Annotated in this window: 17 protein-coding genes; 1 reads left to right on the top strand and 16 read right to left on the bottom strand. The window is 61.3% G+C overall.

What is annotated here, in order from left to right:
- Positions 1-2: 2 nt before the first annotated feature.
- The 7 genes from lpdA to sdhC all read right to left on the bottom strand — a co-directional run bounded on the left by lpdA (position 3) and on the right by sdhC (position 9,117).
- On the bottom strand, positions 3-1,439 hold the full coding sequence (gene lpdA / locus OO258_RS26700) for a dihydrolipoyl dehydrogenase (RefSeq protein ID WP_110745656.1): 1,437 nt from the start codon (positions 1,437-1,439) through the stop codon (positions 3-5).
- 93 nt (positions 1,440-1,532) lie between these two features.
- Positions 1,533-2,756: a 2-oxoglutarate dehydrogenase complex dihydrolipoyllysine-residue succinyltransferase gene (odhB, locus tag OO258_RS26695; RefSeq protein ID WP_266034743.1), complete on the bottom strand. Its 1,224-nt coding sequence runs from the start codon at positions 2,754-2,756 to the stop codon at positions 1,533-1,535.
- Between the two features lie 42 nt (positions 2,757-2,798).
- On the bottom strand, positions 2,799-5,630 hold the full coding sequence (locus OO258_RS26690; protein ID WP_110745654.1) for a 2-oxoglutarate dehydrogenase E1 component: 2,832 nt from the start codon (positions 5,628-5,630) through the stop codon (positions 2,799-2,801).
- Positions 5,631-5,876: 246 nt separating this feature from the next.
- On the bottom strand, positions 5,877-6,581 hold the full coding sequence (locus tag OO258_RS26685; protein WP_012315348.1) for a succinate dehydrogenase iron-sulfur subunit: 705 nt from the start codon (positions 6,579-6,581) through the stop codon (positions 5,877-5,879).
- Between the two features lie 11 nt (positions 6,582-6,592).
- Entirely contained in the window at positions 6,593-8,365 is a 1,773-nt protein-coding gene (gene sdhA, locus OO258_RS26680; protein ID WP_110745653.1) for a succinate dehydrogenase flavoprotein subunit, read from the bottom strand.
- Positions 8,366-8,368: 3 nt separating this feature from the next.
- On the bottom strand, positions 8,369-8,737 hold the full coding sequence (sdhD, locus tag OO258_RS26675) for a succinate dehydrogenase, hydrophobic membrane anchor protein (RefSeq protein ID WP_008091903.1): 369 nt from the start codon (positions 8,735-8,737) through the stop codon (positions 8,369-8,371).
- Entirely contained in the window at positions 8,731-9,117 is a 387-nt protein-coding gene (gene sdhC / locus OO258_RS26670; protein ID WP_266034729.1) for a succinate dehydrogenase, cytochrome b556 subunit, read from the bottom strand. The genes sdhD and sdhC overlap by 7 nt, the downstream gene beginning before the upstream one ends.
- A 352-nt stretch (positions 9,118-9,469) precedes the next feature.
- Here sdhC and gltA point away from each other — a divergent pair, with 352 nt between their 5' ends.
- Positions 9,470-10,759, top strand: a complete 1,290-nt coding sequence (gltA, locus tag OO258_RS26665) for a citrate synthase (RefSeq protein WP_003254218.1) — start codon at positions 9,470-9,472, stop codon at positions 10,757-10,759.
- Between the two features lie 116 nt (positions 10,760-10,875).
- Here gltA and OO258_RS26660 read toward each other — a convergent pair whose 3' ends face one another.
- From OO258_RS26660 to OO258_RS26620, 9 genes are all read right to left on the bottom strand, one after another.
- Positions 10,876-11,481, bottom strand: a complete 606-nt coding sequence (locus tag OO258_RS26660; protein ID WP_110745652.1) for an START domain-containing protein — start codon at positions 11,479-11,481, stop codon at positions 10,876-10,878.
- Positions 11,482-11,514: 33 nt separating this feature from the next.
- Complete coding sequence (locus OO258_RS26655; protein WP_049275991.1) at positions 11,515-11,769, bottom strand: YkgJ family cysteine cluster protein; 255 nt, start codon at positions 11,767-11,769, stop codon at positions 11,515-11,517.
- A gap of 129 nt (positions 11,770-11,898) precedes the next feature.
- The gene (locus OO258_RS26650) at positions 11,899-12,381 is read right to left on the bottom strand and encodes a hypothetical protein (protein ID WP_266034722.1); all 483 of its coding nucleotides are present in this window, start codon (positions 12,379-12,381) and stop codon (positions 11,899-11,901) included.
- A 64-nt stretch (positions 12,382-12,445) separates the two neighbouring features.
- Positions 12,446-13,888 (bottom strand): PLP-dependent aminotransferase family protein, encoded by a 1,443-nt coding sequence (locus OO258_RS26645; RefSeq protein WP_266034721.1) that lies wholly within the window; start codon positions 13,886-13,888, stop codon positions 12,446-12,448.
- Positions 13,889-14,094: 206 nt separating this feature from the next.
- Entirely contained in the window at positions 14,095-14,907 is an 813-nt protein-coding gene (locus OO258_RS26640; protein WP_266034719.1) for an OmpA family protein, read from the bottom strand.
- Entirely contained in the window at positions 14,904-15,257 is a 354-nt protein-coding gene (locus OO258_RS26635) for a DUF4398 domain-containing protein (protein WP_266034718.1), read from the bottom strand. The genes OO258_RS26640 and OO258_RS26635 overlap by 4 nt, the downstream gene beginning before the upstream one ends.
- A 9-nt stretch (positions 15,258-15,266) precedes the next feature.
- Positions 15,267-16,088 carry a substrate-binding periplasmic protein gene (locus OO258_RS26630; protein ID WP_266034716.1) on the bottom strand — a complete coding sequence of 274 codons (822 nt, stop codon included), beginning with the start codon at positions 16,086-16,088 and terminating at the stop codon, positions 15,267-15,269.
- A 75-nt stretch (positions 16,089-16,163) separates the two neighbouring features.
- On the bottom strand, positions 16,164-17,093 hold the full coding sequence (locus OO258_RS26625; RefSeq protein ID WP_266034714.1) for an electron transfer flavoprotein subunit alpha/FixB family protein: 930 nt from the start codon (positions 17,091-17,093) through the stop codon (positions 16,164-16,166).
- A partial coding sequence (locus OO258_RS26620; protein WP_416309232.1) for an electron transfer flavoprotein subunit beta/FixA family protein occupies positions 17,094-17,342 on the bottom strand: 249 nt, incomplete at its 5' end.

The raw sequence follows: 17,342 nt of genomic DNA, 5'->3' as shown, positions 1-17,342 counted from the left end.
GATTAACGCTTCTTACGGTTGGCCACGTGAATGGCGCCGCCATTCACTGCCAGCGCTGCTTCATGCAACGCTTCGGACAGGGTTGGATGGCTGAAGACCATCATGCCCAGGTCCTCGGCACTGGTGCCGAATTCCATTGCGATTGCACCCTGCTGCACCAGTTCGGCAGCCGATGGGCCAATCACGTGTACACCCAGGACGCGGTCGGTCTTGGCATCGGCGATGACCTTGACGAAACCGCCGGTGTCGTTGGCTGCCATCGCACGGCCGCTGGCCGCGAACGGGAAGGTGCCTACGTTAACCTCAACACCCTCAGCCTTCAAGGACTGTTCGGTCTTGCCGACCCACGCGATTTCCGGGTGGGTGTAGATGACCGAAGGGATCAGATCGTAGTTCATCTGGGCCTTGTGACCCTTGATGCGCTCAACCACCATGATGCCCTCTTCCGAGGCCTTGTGGGCCAGCATCATGCCACGCACCACGTCACCGATGGCGTATACGCCCGGTACGCTGGTGGCGCAGTGATCGTCGACGAAGATGTAGCCACGCTCGTCGATGGTCACGCCGCTGTCGGCAGCCAGCAGATCGGTGGTCACCGGGCGACGGCCGACCGCAACGATCAGCTTGTCGAAGGTGATCTTCTGCTCGCCTTCGGCGTTGGTGTAGGTGACTTCGACTTCGTTGCCGTTGACTTTCGAGCCGGTGACGCGAGCGCCCAGCTTGATGTCCAGGCCTTGCTTGGTCAGGGTCTTCTGGGCTTCTTTCGACACGGCAGTGTCGGCCGCCATCAGGAAGGTGTCCAGGGCTTCCAGGACGGTCACTTCAGCACCCAGGCGAGCCCATACCGAGCCCAGCTCCAGGCCGATCACGCCAGCACCGATAACGCCCAGGCGCTTTGGTACGGCCTGGAATTCCAGGGCGCCAGTGGAGTCGACGATGACATTCTGGTCGACCGGAGCCGGCGGAATGTCGATCGGGCGCGAGCCGGAAGCCAGGATCACGTTCTCGGCTTCGATGACTTCGGTGGTGCCGTCAGCCTTGGTGACTTCGACTTTCTTGCCCGCCAGCAGCTTGCCGTGGCCCTGGATCGAAGTAACGCCGTTGGCCTTGAACAGGGTGGCAACGCCGCCGGTCAGGTTCTTGACGATGCCAGCCTTGCGGCCAACCATCGCGGCCACGTCCATCTTCACTTCGCCAGTGGAGATACCGTGGACGTTGAAGCTCTCTTTGGCTTCCTTGTATTTCCAGGAGCTGTCCAGCAGCGCCTTGGAAGGAATGCAACCTACGTTCAGGCAGGTGCCGCCCAGGGCCAGCTTGCCCTCGGCGTCGGTGTACTTCTCGATACAGGCAGTCTTCAGACCAAGTTGTGCGGCCTTGATGGCAGCCACATAGCCGCCTGGGCCTGCACCGATTACCACTACGTCGAATTTCTGGGTCATAAAAGATTCCTTATCAGCTACAAGCTACAAGCCGCGAACCGCGCGGCATGGCTTCCTGCGAAGCCAGGCCCGGCACGGTACGCAGCCAGAGGGTTAGATGTCCAGCAGCAGGCGAGACGGATCTTCCAGCAGGTTCTTGATGGTGACCAGGAAGGTTACCGCTTCCTTGCCATCGATCAGGCGGTGATCGTAGGACAGGGCCAGGTACATCATCGGGCGAATCACCACCTGGCCGTTAACGGCCATCGGACGCTGGATGATGTTGTGCATGCCAAGGATCGCGGCCTGCGGCGGGTTGACGATCGGGGTCGACATCATCGAACCGAATGTACCGCCGTTGGTGATGGTGAACGTGCCGCCGGTCATTTCTTCGATCGACAGTTTGCCGTCACGGGCTTTCTTGCCGAAGGTGGCGATGCCGTTCTCGATTTCAGCCAGGCTCATCGACTCGGCGTTGCGCAGTACCGGTACCACCAGGCCACGGTCGCTGGAAACCGCAACACCCACGTCGGCGAAGCCGTGGTAGACGATGTCGTTGCCGTCGATCGAGGCGTTGACAGCCGGGAAGCGCTTCAGGGCTTCGGTGGCGGCCTTGACGAAGAACGACATGAAGCCCAGGCGCACGCCGTTGTGGGTCTTCTCGAACAGGTCCTTGTACTTCGAGCGCAGGGCCATGACTTCGGTCATGTCCACTTCGTTGAAGGTGGTCAGCATGGCCATGTTCGACTGGGCTTCGACCAGACGCTCGGCGATCTTGGCGCGCAGACGAGTCATCGGCACACGCTTCTCGGTGCGATCGCCAGCGGCAACCACGACCGGTGCGGCAGCAGCGGCAGCAGGCTTGGCGGCCGGTGCAGCGGCAGGTGCGGACTTCTTGTTGGCAACAGCAGCAACCACGTCTTCCTTGGTGACGCGACCGCCTTTACCGGTACCGGCAACGGTAGCCAGGTCGATGCCGTTCTCTTCGGCCAGCTTGCGTGCAGCCGGGGCAGCGATCGGGTCGTCTTCGCCAGCGTCGGCAGCAGCAGCGGCCGGAGCAGCAGCAGGTGCGGCGGCAGCGGCTGGCGCGGCAGCAGCACCGCCTTCAACGATCGAACCCAGCAATTCGTCGGACAGGACGGTATCGCCCTCGCCCTTGACGATGTCGCCCAGCACGCCGTCCGCGGTGGCCAGTACTTCCAGCACCACCTTGTCGGTCTCGATGTCGACGATCAGCTCGTCACGCTTGACGGCTTCGCCCGGCTTCTTGTGCCAAGTGGCAACGGTGCCATCGGCAACCGATTCCGGGAAGGTTGGGGCTTTGATCTCGATAGCCATTATCTGTGTTTCCTTAAATTCGGTTTCAGGTGCGCGAAGGCGTTAGACAGTGAAGGCGTCTTGCAGCAGTTTTTCCTGCTGTTCGGCGTGCTTCGAAGCGTAACCACAGGCTGGCGCGGCGGAAGCGTCGCGGCCGGCGTATTCCAGGACCAGTGCCTTGTTGTGGCGGCCCAGAATACGGCGCATGTGGTGCTGGCTGCTGTACCAGGCGCCCTGGTTCATCGGTTCTTCCTGACACCACACTGCATGCTTGAGGTTGGTGTAAGGCGCGAGGATTTCGACCAGGTCGTCCTCAGGGAACGGATACAGCTGCTCGATACGCACGATGGCAATGTCTTCGCGGCCTTCGGCACGGCGTTTTTCCAGCAGGTCGTAGTAGACCTTGCCGCCGCACAGGACCAGACGCTCGACTTTGGCCGGATCGAGGCTGTCGATTTCCGGGATCACGGTCTGGAACGAGCCTTCTGCAAGGTCTTCCAGGGTCGAAACGGCCAGCTTGTGGCGCAGCAGTGACTTCGGTGTCAGGACGATCAGCGGCTTGCGCAGCGGACGGATGACCTGGCGACGCAGCAGGTGGTAGATCTGTGCCGGGGTAGTCGGTACGCACACCTGGATGTTGTGCTCGGCGCACAGCTGCAGGTAACGCTCCAGACGCGCGGAGGAGTGCTCCGGGCCCTGCCCTTCATAGCCGTGTGGCAGCAGCATGGTCAGACCGCACAGACGGCCCCACTTGTGCTCGCCGCTGGTGATGAACTGGTCGATCACCACTTGCGCACCGTTGGCGAAGTCGCCGAACTGGGCTTCCCAGATCACCAGCGCGTTCGGCGTGGTGGTGGAGTAGCCGTATTCGAAGGCCAGTACCGCTTCCTCGGACAGGAACGAATCGTACAGGTCGAAACGTGGCTGGCCCGGGAACAGGTTCTGCAGCGGGATGTAGGTGCTGGCGTCCTTCTGGTTGTGCAGCACCGCGTGACGGTGCGAGAAGGTGCCACGGCCGATGTCCTGGCCGGTCATGCGGATCGGGTGACCTTCGAACTGCAGGGTGGCGTAGGCCATGGTCTCTGCATAACCCCAGTTGATCGGCAAGCCACCGGCCTGCATCTTCTGACGGTCTTCGTAGATCTTCGACACCTGACGCTGGACCACGAAACCTTCCGGCAGCTCGAGCAGCTTGGCCGACAGGTCTTGCAGGGTCTTGAGGTCGAAACGGGTGTCGTGACGCGCGGTCCAGGCATGGCCCAGGTATGGACGCCAGTCGACGAACAGCTCGCGGTTCGGCTCCTTGACCAGGCTTTTCACCACGTGCAGGCCGTTGTCCAGCGCGTTGCGGTACTCGTCGATCTTGGCCTGGGCGCGCTCGGCGTCGATACGGCCTGCCTGGATCAGTGCATCGGCATACAGCTCACGGGTGGTGCGCTGCTTGGCGATCTGCTGGTACATCAGCGGCTGGGTGCCATTCGGCTCGTCGGCCTCGTTGTGGCCGCGACGGCGGTAGCAGACCAGGTCGATGACCACGTCACGCTTGAACTGCATGCGGTAATCGATGGCCAGCTGGGTGACGAACAGCACAGCTTCCGGGTCATCGCCGTTCACGTGAAGGATCGGCGCCTGGATCATCTTGGCCACGTCGGTGGCGTACTCGGTAGAGCGCGCGTCCAGCGGGTTGCTGATGGTGAAACCAACCTGGTTGTTGATCACGATGTGCACGGTGCCGCCGGTCTTGAAACCGCGGGTCTGCGACATCTGGAAGGTTTCCATGACCACGCCCTGGCCGGCGAATGCTGCGTCGCCGTGGATCGAGATCGGTAGCACCTTGTCGCCAACGGTGTCGTTGCGGCGGTCCTGACGGGCGCGCACCGAACCCTCGACCACTGGCGAGACGATTTCCAGGTGGGACGGGTTGAACGCCATGGCCAGGTGCACTTCGCCACCGGTGGTCATCACGTTCGAGGAGAAGCCCTGGTGATACTTCACGTCACCGGAGCCCAGCTCGTTCATCTTCTTGCCTTCGAACTCGTCGAACAGCTCGCGCGGGTTCTTGCCGAAGGTGTTCACCAGCACGTTCAGACGGCCACGGTGGGCCATGCCGATGACGACTTCCTTGGTGCCGTAGGAGCCGGAACGCTGGATCATTTCGTCCAGCATCGGGATCAGGCTCTCGCCACCTTCAAGGCCGAAGCGCTTGGTGCCTGGGTACTTGGTGCCCAGGTATTTCTCCAGGCCTTCACCGGCAGTGACGCGCTCGAGCAAGTGAGCCTGCACGTCAGCGGAAAACTCCGGACGGCCGCGCACGCTTTCCAGGCGCTGCTGGAACCAGCTGCGCTGCTCGGAATCAACGATGTGGGTGAATTCGGCGCCAATGGTGCGACAATATGTCTTCTGGAGTGCATCGAAGATGTCGCGTAGGCTCGCCTCCTCTTTGCCGATGAACAGGTCGCCGGCACGGAAGGTCGTATCAAGATCGGCATTGGTCAAGCCGTAGTGATTGATCGACAGGTCTACGGGCGCAGGGCGCTGCCACAACCCCAACGGGTCGAGCTTGGCAGCCTGATGGCCGCGCATACGATAGGCCTGGATCAGTCGCAGAACTTCAACCTGCTTCTTCTCGTGTTCACTGCTCACGCTCCCGGCGGACACCGGTTGGGCGCGGCGCTGGTTCTTTGCCAGCAGTACGAAATGGTCGCGGATTGTCGAGTGCGATACATCAGTAGCGGTGCTGCCGTCGGCTGGCAACTTCTGGAAGTAAGTGCGCCACTCTTCTGGCACAGCGTTAGGGTCGTGCAGGTAGAGCTCGTAGAGCTCTTCCACATATGCAGCGTTACCACCTGAAAGGTGGGCGCTATCCCACATGCGCTGCATCACGCTTTCTTGCATGCTTGGTCACCCTCGATTAGGGGACTGATCGGCGAGAGCCACAGCAAACCTGGAAAAGTCCGAAAACAGCGACTGAACCACGCCACCTGGATCCTGCTGATTTTCCGGGTACCAGCCCGGAAAGCCCCTGCTGGTCTCATATCTTCATAGGTAATGAACGCGGGCTTTGTGGGCCCTTGTTCGGGTTTTACCTCAGTGCGGGCTCACCACCCGCACCTCGGCATACTGCAGGTACAACGCTTTGAATCAGGTGCCGCTTTGCAGCAGCATGTTACGTACGTGACCGATTGCCTTGGTCGGGTTCAGACCTTTCGGGCAAACGTTTACGCAGTTCATGATCCCGCGGCAGCGGAATACGCTGAACGGGTCATCCAGGGACGCCAGGCGCTCCTGGGTCTTGGTGTCGCGGCTGTCGGCCAGGAAGCGGTAGGCCTGCAGCAGCGCAGCAGGGCCCAGGAACTTGTCTGGGTTCCACCAGAACGACGGGCAGGACGTGGAGCAGCAAGCGCACAGGATGCACTCGTACAGACCGTCCAGCTTGTCGCGGTCTTCTGGCGACTGCAGGCGTTCGATGGCCGGAGCCGGGGTATCGTTCTGCAGGAACGGCTTCACCTTCTCGTACTGCTTGTAGAAGATGCTCATGTCGACCACGAGGTCACGAATGACCGGCAGGCCTGGCAGCGGGCGCAGAACAAGCTTGTTGCCCTTGACCACACCCGACAGCGGGGTGATGCAGGCCAGGCCGTTCTTGCCGTTCATGTTCATGCCGTCGGAGCCGCAAACGCCTTCACGGCAGGAGCGACGGTACGAGAAACCCTCGTCCTTTTCCTTGATCAGTGCCAATACATCCAGCACCATCAGGTCTTTACCGCCGGTATCGACGTCGAACGACTCCATTTTTGGCGCCGAGTCGGTGTCTGGGTTGTAACGATAAACTTCGACTTTCAACATAGCAGCCACCCTTAGTAAGTCCGGACTTTTGGTTCGAAGGCTGGAACAGTCTTCGGCGCAAAGTTGACGCCGCGCTTGGCAACGCGCTTCTCACCCGGGTAGTACAGGGTGTGGCACAGCCAGTTTTCGTCGTCACGGTCTTCGAAGTCTTCACGGGCGTGAGCGCCGCGGGACTCTTTACGGGCTTCGGCCGCGATGGCGGTAGCTTCGGCGACTTCCAGCAGGTTCTGCAGCTCCAGCGCTTCGATACGCGCGGTGTTGAAGGCCTGGGACTTGTCGTTGATCTTGACGTTGGCGATACGGTCACGCAGACCGGCCAGCTGCTCGATACCCTTCTGCATGTATTCGCCAGTACGGAATACACCGAAGTAGTTCTGCATGCAGCTTTGCAGCTCGCGCTTCAGGCTGGCAACGTCTTCACCGCTGGTACGCTCGTTGAGCTTGTTCAGGCGGTTCAGGGCAACATCGACGTCGGTGTCGCTGGCGTCGCGGTATTCCACGCCTTCGGTCAACGCCTTCTCCAGGTGCAGGCCGGCAGCACGGCCGAATACCACTAGGTCGAGCAGCGAGTTGCCGCCCAGGCGGTTGGCACCGTGAACCGATACGCACGCCACTTCACCTACGGCGAACAGGCCCGGGATGATGTGGTCTTTGCCTTCGGCGTCCATGGTGATGGCCTGGCCGTGAATGTTGGTGGCAACGCCGCCCATCATGTAGTGGCAGGTCGGAACCACTGGTACCGGCGCGACCACAGGGTCGACGTGGGCGAAGGTCTTGGACAGTTCGCAGATACCTGGCAGGCGGCTGTGCAGCACTTCCTCGCCCAGGTGGTCCAGTTTCAGCAGTACGTGGTCCTTGTTCGGGCCCACGCCGTTGCCGGCGATGATTTCCTTGACCATGGAACGGGCAACCACGTCGCGGCCGGCCAGGTCTTTCGCGTTCGGCGCGTAACGCTCCATGAAGCGCTCGCCGTGGGCGTTGATCAGGTAACCACCTTCACCGCGGCAACCTTCGGTGACCAGTACACCGGCGCCGGCGATGCCGGTCGGGTGGAACTGCCACATCTCGATGTCCTGCACCGGTACGCCTGCACGCAGGGCCATGCCGATACCGTCACCGGTATTGATCAGGGCGTTGGTGGTGGAAGCGTAGATACGGCCTGCACCGCCAGTGGCCAGTACGGTGGCCTTGGACTTGATGTACAGGGTTTCGCCGGTTTCGATGCAGATGGCGATCACACCCACGAATGCGCCGTCCTGGTTCTTCACCAGGTCAACTGCGTAGTATTCGTTGAGGAAGGTGGTGCCAGCTTTCAGGTTACCCTGGTACAGGGTGTGCAGCAGCGCGTGACCGGTACGGTCGGAAGCGGCACAGGTACGGGCAGCCTGGCCACCCTTGCCGAAGTCCTTGGACTGGCCGCCGAACGGGCGCTGGTAGATACGACCGGTTTCGGTACGCGAGAACGGCAGACCCATGTGGTCCAGCTCGAAGACCGCAGCCGGGCCTTCCTGACACATGTATTCGATAGCGTCCTGGTCACCGATATAGTCGGAGCCCTTGACGGTATCGTACATGTGCCAGCGCCAGTCGTCGTTCGGGTCGGCCGAAGCGATGGCGCAGGTGATGCCGCCCTGGGCGGATACGGTGTGCGAACGGGTCGGGAAGACCTTGGTGACTACGGCAGTCTTGTGGCCGCCTTGAGCCAATTGCAGCGCAGCGCGCATGCCGGCGCCGCCACCACCGATGATGATGGCGTCGAAGGAAATGGTTGGAATGCTAGCCATGGATCAGATACCCCAGAGAATCTGCACACCCCAGACGAAGTAAGCGAACATCGCAACGCCGCATACCGCCTGGAACAGGAAACGAATCGCAGTTGCCGACTTGCCGAACGACATAGGCGTCAGGTAGTCGGTTGCAATGGTCCACATGCCGACCCAGGCGTGGGCGCCCAGGGCAACGAGGGCCAGCAAGCTGAAGATTCGCATCGCGTTGTTGGAGAACAGACCATGCCACTGGGTGTAGTCGATGCCTGGGTGGGCGACCACGTAGCCGATCAGGAAGATGAAGTAAGCCGCGAGAACGACCGCAGAAACGCGCTGCGCCATCCAGTCATAGAGGCCCGAACGCGACAGGTTCGTGACATTGGTTACCATACCCAAACTCCCACCAGAACGATCAGCACCACGGAGATGACGATCACGATTTTCGAGCCCAGCTTGCCGCCTTCCAGCGTCTCACCGATGCCCATGTCCATGATCAGGTGACGAACACCTGCCACGAGGTGATAAAGCAGGGCGGACAGCAGGCCCCAGGTCACGAACTTGGCCAGCGGGCTGGCCAGACACGCCTTCACTTCGCCGAAGCCTTCCTCGGAACCCAGCGACTTGCCCAGTGCATAAAGCATGATGGCAAGGCCGATGAACAGGATGACGCCGGAGATACGGTGCAGGATGGACGTGTACGCAGTGACAGGGAGCTTGATGGTCCTTAGGTCTAGGTTTACAGGTCGTTGGCTTTTCACGGCTTTTTTCACACTGAAGAGCCCCTAGCGAATCAGGGCAAAGTTGTTGGTAAGTGTACTGGTCAGGTACCCACCACCCAGGGAACGGCGACCCCCAGCAGTTCGGGCTTGCAAGCCCCTGGCGGTCGGGTGCCGAGTATAGACAGTTAGGCTGCTTATGACAACGTGACGGGGTAGCCCAAATAGCGCATTGCCTTTAGCGAACAAAAGGCGTAAATGGGCGAGAATTTCGGGAAAAATCAGGCTTGAATGCCTGATTCAACAAGCCTTTAGGCAAATTGACATCTGAATTTATCCCTCTATAGTGGTGCGGGCCCTGCGTGGGGGGTCTGTCTGATGATTTCAAGCATTAATAGGAGGCCACATGGCTGACAAAAAAGCGCAGTTGGTCATCGAGGGCGCTGCCCCCGTCGAGCTGCCCATTTTAACCGGCACCGTTGGTCCTGATGTAATCGACGTCCGCGGGTTAGGGGCCACTGGTCACTTCACCTTCGACCCTGGTTTCATGGCGACTGCCTCGTGCGAGTCGAAGATCACCTACATTGACGGCGACAAAGGGATCCTGCTGCACCGCGGCTACCCGATCGAGCAACTCGCCGAACAGTCCGACTACCTCGAAACCTGCTACCTGCTGCTCAACGGCGAACTGCCGAATGCCGAGCAGAAGGCCCAGTTCGTCAGCACCGTGAAGAACCACACGATGGTTCACGAGCAGCTGAAGTCCTTCTTCAACGGCTTCCGTCGCGACGCTCACCCGATGGCGGTGATGTGCGGCGTGGTCGGCGCCCTGTCGGCGTTCTATCACGACTCCCTGGACATCAATAACCCGCAACACCGCGAAATCTCCGCGGTGCGCCTGGTCGCCAAGATGCCGACCCTGGCCGCGATGGTTTACAAGTACTCCATGGGCCAGCCGATGATGTACCCGCGCAACGACCTGTCGTACGCGGAAAACTTCCTGCACATGATGTTCAACACCCCGTGCGAGATCAAACCGATCAGCCCGGTGCTGGCCAAGGCAATGGACCGGATCTTCATCCTCCACGCCGACCACGAGCAGAACGCCTCCACCTCCACCGTTCGTCTGGCCGGCTCGTCGGGTGCCAACCCGTTCGCCTGTATCGCCGCCGGTATCGCCGCACTGTGGGGCCCGGCCCACGGCGGTGCGAACGAAGCCGTACTGACCATGCTCGATGAAATCGGCGATGTCTCGAACATCGACAAGTTCATCGCCAAGGCCAAGGACAAGAACGACCCGTTCAAGCTGATGGGCTTCGGTCACCGCGTGTACAAGAACCGCGACCCGCGCGCCACCGTGATGAAGCAGACCTGCGACGAAGTCCTGCGCGAGCTGGGCATCAAGAACGACCCGCAGCTGGAACTGGCCATGCGCCTGGAAGAGATCGCCCTGACCGATCCGTACTTCATCGAGCGCTCGCTGTACCCGAACGTCGACTTCTACTCGGGGATCATCCTCAAGGCGATCGGCATTCCGACCAGCATGTTCACCGTGATCTTCGCCCTGGCACGTACCGTGGGCTGGATCTCGCACTGGAAAGAAATGCTCTCCAGCCCGTACAAGATCGGCCGCCCGCGCCAGCTGTACACCGGCGAGCAGAAGCGCGACATCGTTGCCCTGAAGGACCGCAAGTAAGCTTTCATGGCCGAACGCAAAAAGGCTGCCCTCGGGCAGCCTTTTTTATTACCTTTTCCGTGCTGGCCGCTTCGTGGGCTTGCCGCGAGGAGGCCAGGAAAGACGACGCAAGACCGTCAGTTTTTCTCAGCCCGCTCACGCAGCCCTTTCAGGGTATTGAACGGCGCGTCCACCACGAACTTGTTGGCCACCATCGCCGGTACGCTGCCACCCGGCTCGGTGTGCACCTGGTAAGTCACTTCGGTGCTGTCGCCCTTGGGCACCAGCTTCCAGAAACCCTCGACCTTTGCCACCCGCACAAAGCCTTTCTCTTCCGGGACATAGGTCGGCTCTTCGACCAGGTTACGGGTCAAGCTGCCATCAGCCCCCTTCACCGTGGTGATATGCAGCACGGAATCCCGCGGGGTCACCGGCCAAGGCGTATTGAATTGGGTGTAGGTCCAGCTTTGGTCGCCCTCGTGCTTGAGCAGCTTCTGCGACTTGCATTCGTGAATCCAGGCACAGGCACCGGCCACGTCTTCCTGCAGCGCCTGCACCTTGGCCAGCGGCGCCTTGATCAAGGTAACACCCTGGTAAGCCTTGTACTTGGAGCCCGCCACCTCGCTGAGGGATACCTTGATCCCCTCCTCGTCCTTGGCCACTTGCCAGTTCTCGGCCCAGGCCGCCGGTGCCAGCAGAACACCCATGCCACACAACAGTGCAATACGCTTGAACGATCTCATCATGTTTATCCTTGTTTTCGAAGATCCAGCCTGTCACGCCGCCGTTATCTGCTCCCACCAGCCAAGAATCCTGATTGCCTCGTCACGGTCGCTGCCGCAGACCTCGACATCCGCCTTGAACCCGCCACACACCGCCGGCCGTTCGGGCTTGCCGAACAGGTCGCAGAGGTTGGCCGCAGTCAGGTGCAGGCAGCGCTCGCCAGCCGGCTTGCCATTGGGCATGCGCGGCATTGCAGAAGTGATGGACGGGGCGATGCAGCAGGCACCACAACCCTCACGGCAGTTCATGGCTATTCACCAAAATCAGGACTCCCTGGAACAAAACGGAGCGAACGCCCCTGGATAGTAACCGCTCAAACAGGCGTTTGAAATTACTGGCACGATGAAATCTGCCGTGACTCGGCAGTCAGTTCCCGCCTACTGGCGATACTCGAAATCGATGGCCGCCCCTTCCACGTCATGACGGCTGTCATTGCGCAGTTGCAGCTGCATCTCGTTGTTGATCAGCCGGCCATTGAGCTGGAACGGGCTGTCACTGGTCTGGGGGTTTTCACTGAACATGGGTGGCAGCAAAGGTTTGCGCCGTTGGATCGGCGAAGGTGTACCCACGTTCGGCTCAAGGCTGTTTACCATATCGGCGGGCAAGCTGAGATCCAGCTTTGCCTTGGGCAGGGGTTTGGCAACCGTCTTGCCGACCGGCTTGCGCACCGGCTTGGCCCTGCCCTTGCTGGCCGGTTTTGCCGCCGGCTTCTGCACAGGCCTGGCTGCCGGTTTTTTCTGCACCTGCTTGCCTTGGCTCGCCTGTACCTGGCTTGCCGGCTGCGCCGCCAAGGCCGTGCTGCCCGGGTAGCAGCACGGTGCAAGACACAGGATCAGGATGAAGTAGCGCAAAGCATTCATGGCAAAAGGACAGACTGACCGGAAAGATGCGTATGCTCCCTGTTCCACAAGCCGCTGGCAAGCCTTACAAAAGTGTGGACGCAGGCTCCCTGCACAACTGCTGCGCCAGCAAGCCGAGCGTTATCACTGCCCGCTCGGCTTCCTTGTTCCACGGGATGCCACAATTGAGGCGGATACAGTGGTTGAACTGTTCCGTATTACTGAATATCAGCCCCGGCGCAATACTGATGCCCTGCTCCAGCGCCCGTACATGCAGCTCCTGGGTATTGACCCGCCCAGGCAGGCTCACCCAAAGGATGAACCCCCCGGTCGGCCGGGTCATCTGCGTCCCCTCGGGAAAGTGCTGCTGCACCGCCAGCTGATAGGCACTGAGGTTCTTGCGATACTCTTGGCGAATGTAGCGCAGGTGCCGGTCGTAGCCGCCATTTTCCAGGTAGGCCGCAACGCCCATTTGCGTCACGCTGCAGGCCGAATGGGTGGTAAACGTTTGCAAGCGCTGGATCTCGTCCTGATAACGCCCGGCGATCATCCAGCCTACGCGCACCCCCGGCGACAGCGTCTTGGAAAAGCTCGAGCAGTAGATCACCCGGTCAAGGCGGTCGAATGCCTTCAGCGCCTTGGTCTTACCCTGCTCGAACATCAGTTCGCCGTAGATATCGTCCTCGATGATCTGGATATCGAAGTCTGAGGCAAGGCGCAGCAACTGTTTCTGCCGCTCCTCAGGAACCGTGCCGCCCAGCGGGTTGCTCAGGCGCGCTGTCAGCACCAGGGCCTTGATCGACCACTGGTTGGCGGCCAGCTGCAAGGCTTCGAGGCTGATACCGGTGGACGGATCGCTGGGGATCTCGATCACTTTCAGGCCCAACAAGTCAGCCAACTGCAGCAAGCCGTAATACGTGGGCGACTCGGCGGCAATCAGGTCACCGGGGCGGGTCAGCACACGTAGCGACATCTGCAAGGCATCGACGCAGCCATGGGTCACGATCACTTCCCGCGGGTCGACCAGGACGCCGGCATCGCGCATGCGGATGGCGATCTGCCGGCGCAGCGGCTCGAAACCCGGGCTGAACATGTAGCTGAAGGCACGCGGGCTATGGAAGCGTGTCACCTTGGCAATCTGCTGGTGCAGGGCGCGCACCGGCAGGTAGTCGACATGCGGTACCGCAGCGCCGAACGGGAACACACCGTCGCGACGTGCCTCGGTCAGCACCTGCTGGATGATACTGGCACGCGTGACCAGACCGGGGCGCTCGACCCGGGCGATGTCCGGGGTTGGCGCAGTCAGGGCTGGGGTCTGGTGCACATAGTAGCCGGACTGCGGCCGCGCACGGATAAGGCCTTGGTCTTCGAGGTTGGCATAGGCCTGCAACACCGTGGCGTGGCTGACGTTGAGCTGGGCGCTCATCTTGCGCACGGAGGGTACCCGCTCGCCTGGCTGGTAGACACCACGACGGATGTCATCGGCCAGTTGCTGGGCGATACGCTGGTACAGCAGCAGGTTGGTCATGGCGGGATCTCGACGCGCGGACGGACTCGTTATTCTTGTGCGACACACTGACGGTAGAGGATACCGTAACAGTTGCAAAGTGTACTGGGACAGATGGCGTGGTTGCCACAACATCTTAGACGGCTGCAAGATCGAGCCCCGCGAAGCGCCGCGCGGGCGGCGCTCGATCTCATAGGCGCTGACAATGTCGAGGCGCCCCCCCAACCTCACCGCGCTGGCGCGAGCTTGCCCTTGTCATCGGAGAACACGATCTCGACCCGACGGTTCTGCGCCCTGCCCCGCTCCGAGGCATTGGCCTCGATTGGGTACTGGTCGCCATAGCCTTCAACCTGGAGGCGCTTTTCGTCGATGCCCAGATCCACCAGCATGTCGGCCACCGACTGCGCCCGGTCGCGCGACAGCTTGATATTGTCCTCAGGAGCACCGGTGCTGTCGGTATAACCCTCGATACGCACCACCCGACGCGGGTTCAGCTGTAGAAACTGCACCAGCTTGAGCACGGTACGGCTCGCCGAGTTCTTCAGGTCGGCACTGCCGGTGTCGAACAGCACATCACCCAGGGTCATCACCAGACCACGGTCGGCCTGCTCCGAGGCCAGCGCAGCAATCTGCGACTCGACCCACTTGCCCTGTTGTTGCACGCTGGCGAGCTTGGCCTCACGCAGCGCCAGTTGCAGGCGCTGACGCTCGAGGTCGAGCTTGGCCCGGCGTTCCTGACTGAGGGCCAGCTTGGCATGCTCGCTGGCAATCTCGCTGTAGCGCTGGCTCAGGTAAGCGTAGTGACGCACATCCGAACCGGTGCCGATATAGCTGGACAGCCGCTCGGCACGTGCCAGCGACTCGCCTGCGCGAATCACGTCACGCGGCGCACTGCGCAGCACATCGGAATCATCCTTGACCTTCTGGAAAGCGGCGCTTGCCTCATCCAGCGCCGCACTGCTGCGCTGGCTGGCGCAACCCTGCAACCCTGCCGCCAGCACCAGCAATGCCAGTGCGGCCAACGGTGTACGGCAGGTCATGGCTGCACCTCCAGTTGCTTGCGCAGGCGCTTGACCCGCGACTGCAGCAGCTGCAGCTGCTCTTCGCTCTTCTGGTTCAACACCTGGGCCTCGGCCAGGCGCGCATCCAGCTCGGCCTGCTCGGCGCGCATGCGCGCATCGCGGTAGTCTTCAGTCAGCATGTTGGTCTTGGCGCGGGCCAGTTTGTCTTCCGCCAGTTTCAGCGTATCGACCTGCTCAGTGGCACCGACGGCCCTGGCCTGCTCCAGCGCCTGCTCGGAAATGCGCATCTGCTCGTCCGGGGCCGGGTCATTGGCGCAGCCAGCCAGGCCGAGCACGGCCAGGGCAAGGATTAGTGGTTGGATTCTCACGCGATATTCCTAGTGTTTGGGGGCGTCCACCGGTACCTGCAACTGCGCCTTCCAGCGTTCGACATTTCGCTGCAGTACCGCCTCGGTCGCACCAGAGATCGGCAATTCTGTCAGTTTTTTCGCCAGTTGCCCACGCAACCAGCTGTCATTGCAAGCCGAATTGTGCGACAGCGCCAGGTAAAGGCCCGGGCGGTCCACCGGCAGGCCGCGGGCGATCAGATCATTGCTCATGCCCAGGCTCTGGGCCATGGCCATGCCGGAATAGCGACCAGCCAGCACATAATCAACCTGGCCAAGCACCAGTTTCTGGAACGCCTGGGTCAGGTTCTGCGCCGGCACCAGCTTGAGCTGGGTCTTGGCAAAGGCCGTAAAGGCCGGGGTCAGGCGTGCGCGCTCGGACAGGCTGCCCTGATACTTGGCCAGGTCGGCCGGGCCATCGAAGGTCAGTTCGGCATCGTGACGGGTCCATACCAGGTATTCGTTGAGCTGCAACGGCGGGTGGATATAGTCCAGCGCGGTCAGTTGCTCGACCTGCATGGGCGTGTCGAGCAGCAGGTCCATACGCCCGCTGCGTACCTCTTCCAGCGCCTGATCACGGCGGCCGGCGCTCAACACTTCGACCTTCACACCCAGCTCACCCGCCACCTGACGCAACAGGTCAACGTTGGCGCCGATCAGGTGCTTCGGGTCTTTCGGGTCCTGCCACGAATAGGGCGGCGCATCCGGGCTGCCGGTTGCCACCAGGCGCTCGCACTTGCCTGCAGCCATGGCCAGTGGTGACAGCAGCAGCGCCACACATGCCAGCACCCTGCCCGTTCCGCGCAACGTCATCCCTCACCCCTCAAGCCATAAAAAAACCCGACCCTCAAAACGAGGGCCGGGTTCTTTATAAGTGAAGCAGGCGGATCAGACCAGCTTTTCCAGCTCTGGCACCGCTTCGAACAGGTCAGCGACCAGGCCGTAATCAGCCACCTGGAAGATCGGCGCTTCTTCGTCCTTGTTGATCGCAACGATCACTTTGGAGTCTTTCATGCCGGCCAGGTGCTGGATGGCGCCGGAGATACCGACGGCGATGTACAGCTGTGGGGCAACGATCTTGCCGGTCTGGCCGACCTGCATGTCGTTCGGCACGAAGCCGGCGTCGACCGCGGCGCGCGAGGCACCGACAGCAGCACCGAGCTTGTCGGCCAGGCTGTACAGATGCTTGAAGTTGTCACCATTGCCCATGCCGCGGCCGCCGGAAACGACGATCTTGGCAGCGGTCAGCTCTGGGCGGTCGGACTTGGCCAGCTCTTCACCAACGAATGCAGAGATACCGGCGTTGTGCGCAGCACCAACCGCCTCAACGGCAGCGGAGCCGCCTTCGGCCGCCAAGGCATCAAAGCCGGTGGTACGCACGGTGATGACCTTGACCGCAGCGCTCGATTGCACGGTGGCAATGGCGTTACCGGCATAGATCGGGCGCTTGAAGGTGTCGGCGGATTCGACCGAGATGATCTCGGAAATCTGGTCGACGTCCAGCAGCGCGGCAACACGTGGCAGGATGTTCTTGCCGTTGGTGGTAGCCGGGGCCAGCACGTGGCTGTAACCCTTGGCCAGCTCGACGATCAGCGGCGCGACGTTTTCCGGCAGGACATGGGCGTAGGCAGCGTTATCAGCCACCAGCACTTTGGCAACGCCAGCGATCTTGGCAGCGGATTCTGCAACGCCACCGACGTTCTGGCCGGCGACCAGCACGTGCACATCACCACCGATCTTGGCGGCAGCGGCGACAGTATTCAGGGTGGCCGGGGCTACGGCACCGTTCTCGTATTCAGCGACAACCAGGATAGTCATTTAGATTACCTTCGCTTCGTTCTTCAGCTTCTCGACCAGTTCGGCCACCGATTTGACCTTGATGCCTGCGCTGCGGGCAGCCGGGGCTTCGACTTTCAAGGTCTTGTTGGTGGAGGCGAGGGAAACGCCCAGATCGTCAGGCTTGACGGTCTCCAGCGGCTTCTTCTTGGCCTTCATGATGTTCGGCAGCGACGCGTAGCGTGGCTCGTTCAGGCGCAAGTCGGTGGTAACGATGGCTGGCAGGTTCAG

It is taken from the genome of Pseudomonas sp. DCB_BI, assembly GCF_026240995.1.
Taxonomy (GTDB): Bacteria; Pseudomonadota; Gammaproteobacteria; order Pseudomonadales; family Pseudomonadaceae; genus Aquipseudomonas.
This window is presented reverse-complemented; position numbering and strand designations above follow the sequence as displayed.

Coding starts and splice junctions, on each gene's coding strand:
- lpdA (WP_110745656.1), bottom strand. CDS start 1,439: ATGACCCAGAAATTCGACGTAGTGGTAATCGGTGCAGGCCCAGGCGGC.
- odhB (WP_266034743.1), bottom strand. CDS start 2,756: ATGGCTATCGAGATCAAAGCCCCAACCTTCCCGGAATCGGTTGCCGAT.
- OO258_RS26690 (WP_110745654.1), bottom strand. CDS start 5,630: ATGCAAGAAAGCGTGATGCAGCGCATGTGGGATAGCGCCCACCTTTCA.
- OO258_RS26685 (WP_012315348.1), bottom strand. CDS start 6,581: ATGTTGAAAGTCGAAGTTTATCGTTACAACCCAGACACCGACTCGGCG.
- sdhA (WP_110745653.1), bottom strand. CDS start 8,365: ATGGCTAGCATTCCAACCATTTCCTTCGACGCCATCATCATCGGTGGT.
- sdhD (WP_008091903.1), bottom strand. CDS start 8,737: ATGGTAACCAATGTCACGAACCTGTCGCGTTCGGGCCTCTATGACTGG.
- gltA (WP_003254218.1), top strand. CDS start 9,470: ATGGCTGACAAAAAAGCGCAGTTGGTCATCGAGGGCGCTGCCCCCGTC.
- OO258_RS26660 (WP_110745652.1), bottom strand. CDS start 11,481: ATGAGATCGTTCAAGCGTATTGCACTGTTGTGTGGCATGGGTGTTCTG.
- OO258_RS26655 (WP_049275991.1), bottom strand. CDS start 11,769: ATGAACTGCCGTGAGGGTTGTGGTGCCTGCTGCATCGCCCCGTCCATC.
- OO258_RS26650 (WP_266034722.1), bottom strand. CDS start 12,381: ATGAATGCTTTGCGCTACTTCATCCTGATCCTGTGTCTTGCACCGTGC.
- OO258_RS26645 (WP_266034721.1), bottom strand. CDS start 13,888: ATGACCAACCTGCTGCTGTACCAGCGTATCGCCCAGCAACTGGCCGAT.
- OO258_RS26640 (WP_266034719.1), bottom strand. CDS start 14,907: ATGACCTGCCGTACACCGTTGGCCGCACTGGCATTGCTGGTGCTGGCG.
- OO258_RS26630 (WP_266034716.1), bottom strand. CDS start 16,088: ATGACGTTGCGCGGAACGGGCAGGGTGCTGGCATGTGTGGCGCTGCTG.
- OO258_RS26625 (WP_266034714.1), bottom strand. CDS start 17,093: ATGACTATCCTGGTTGTCGCTGAATACGAGAACGGTGCCGTAGCCCCG.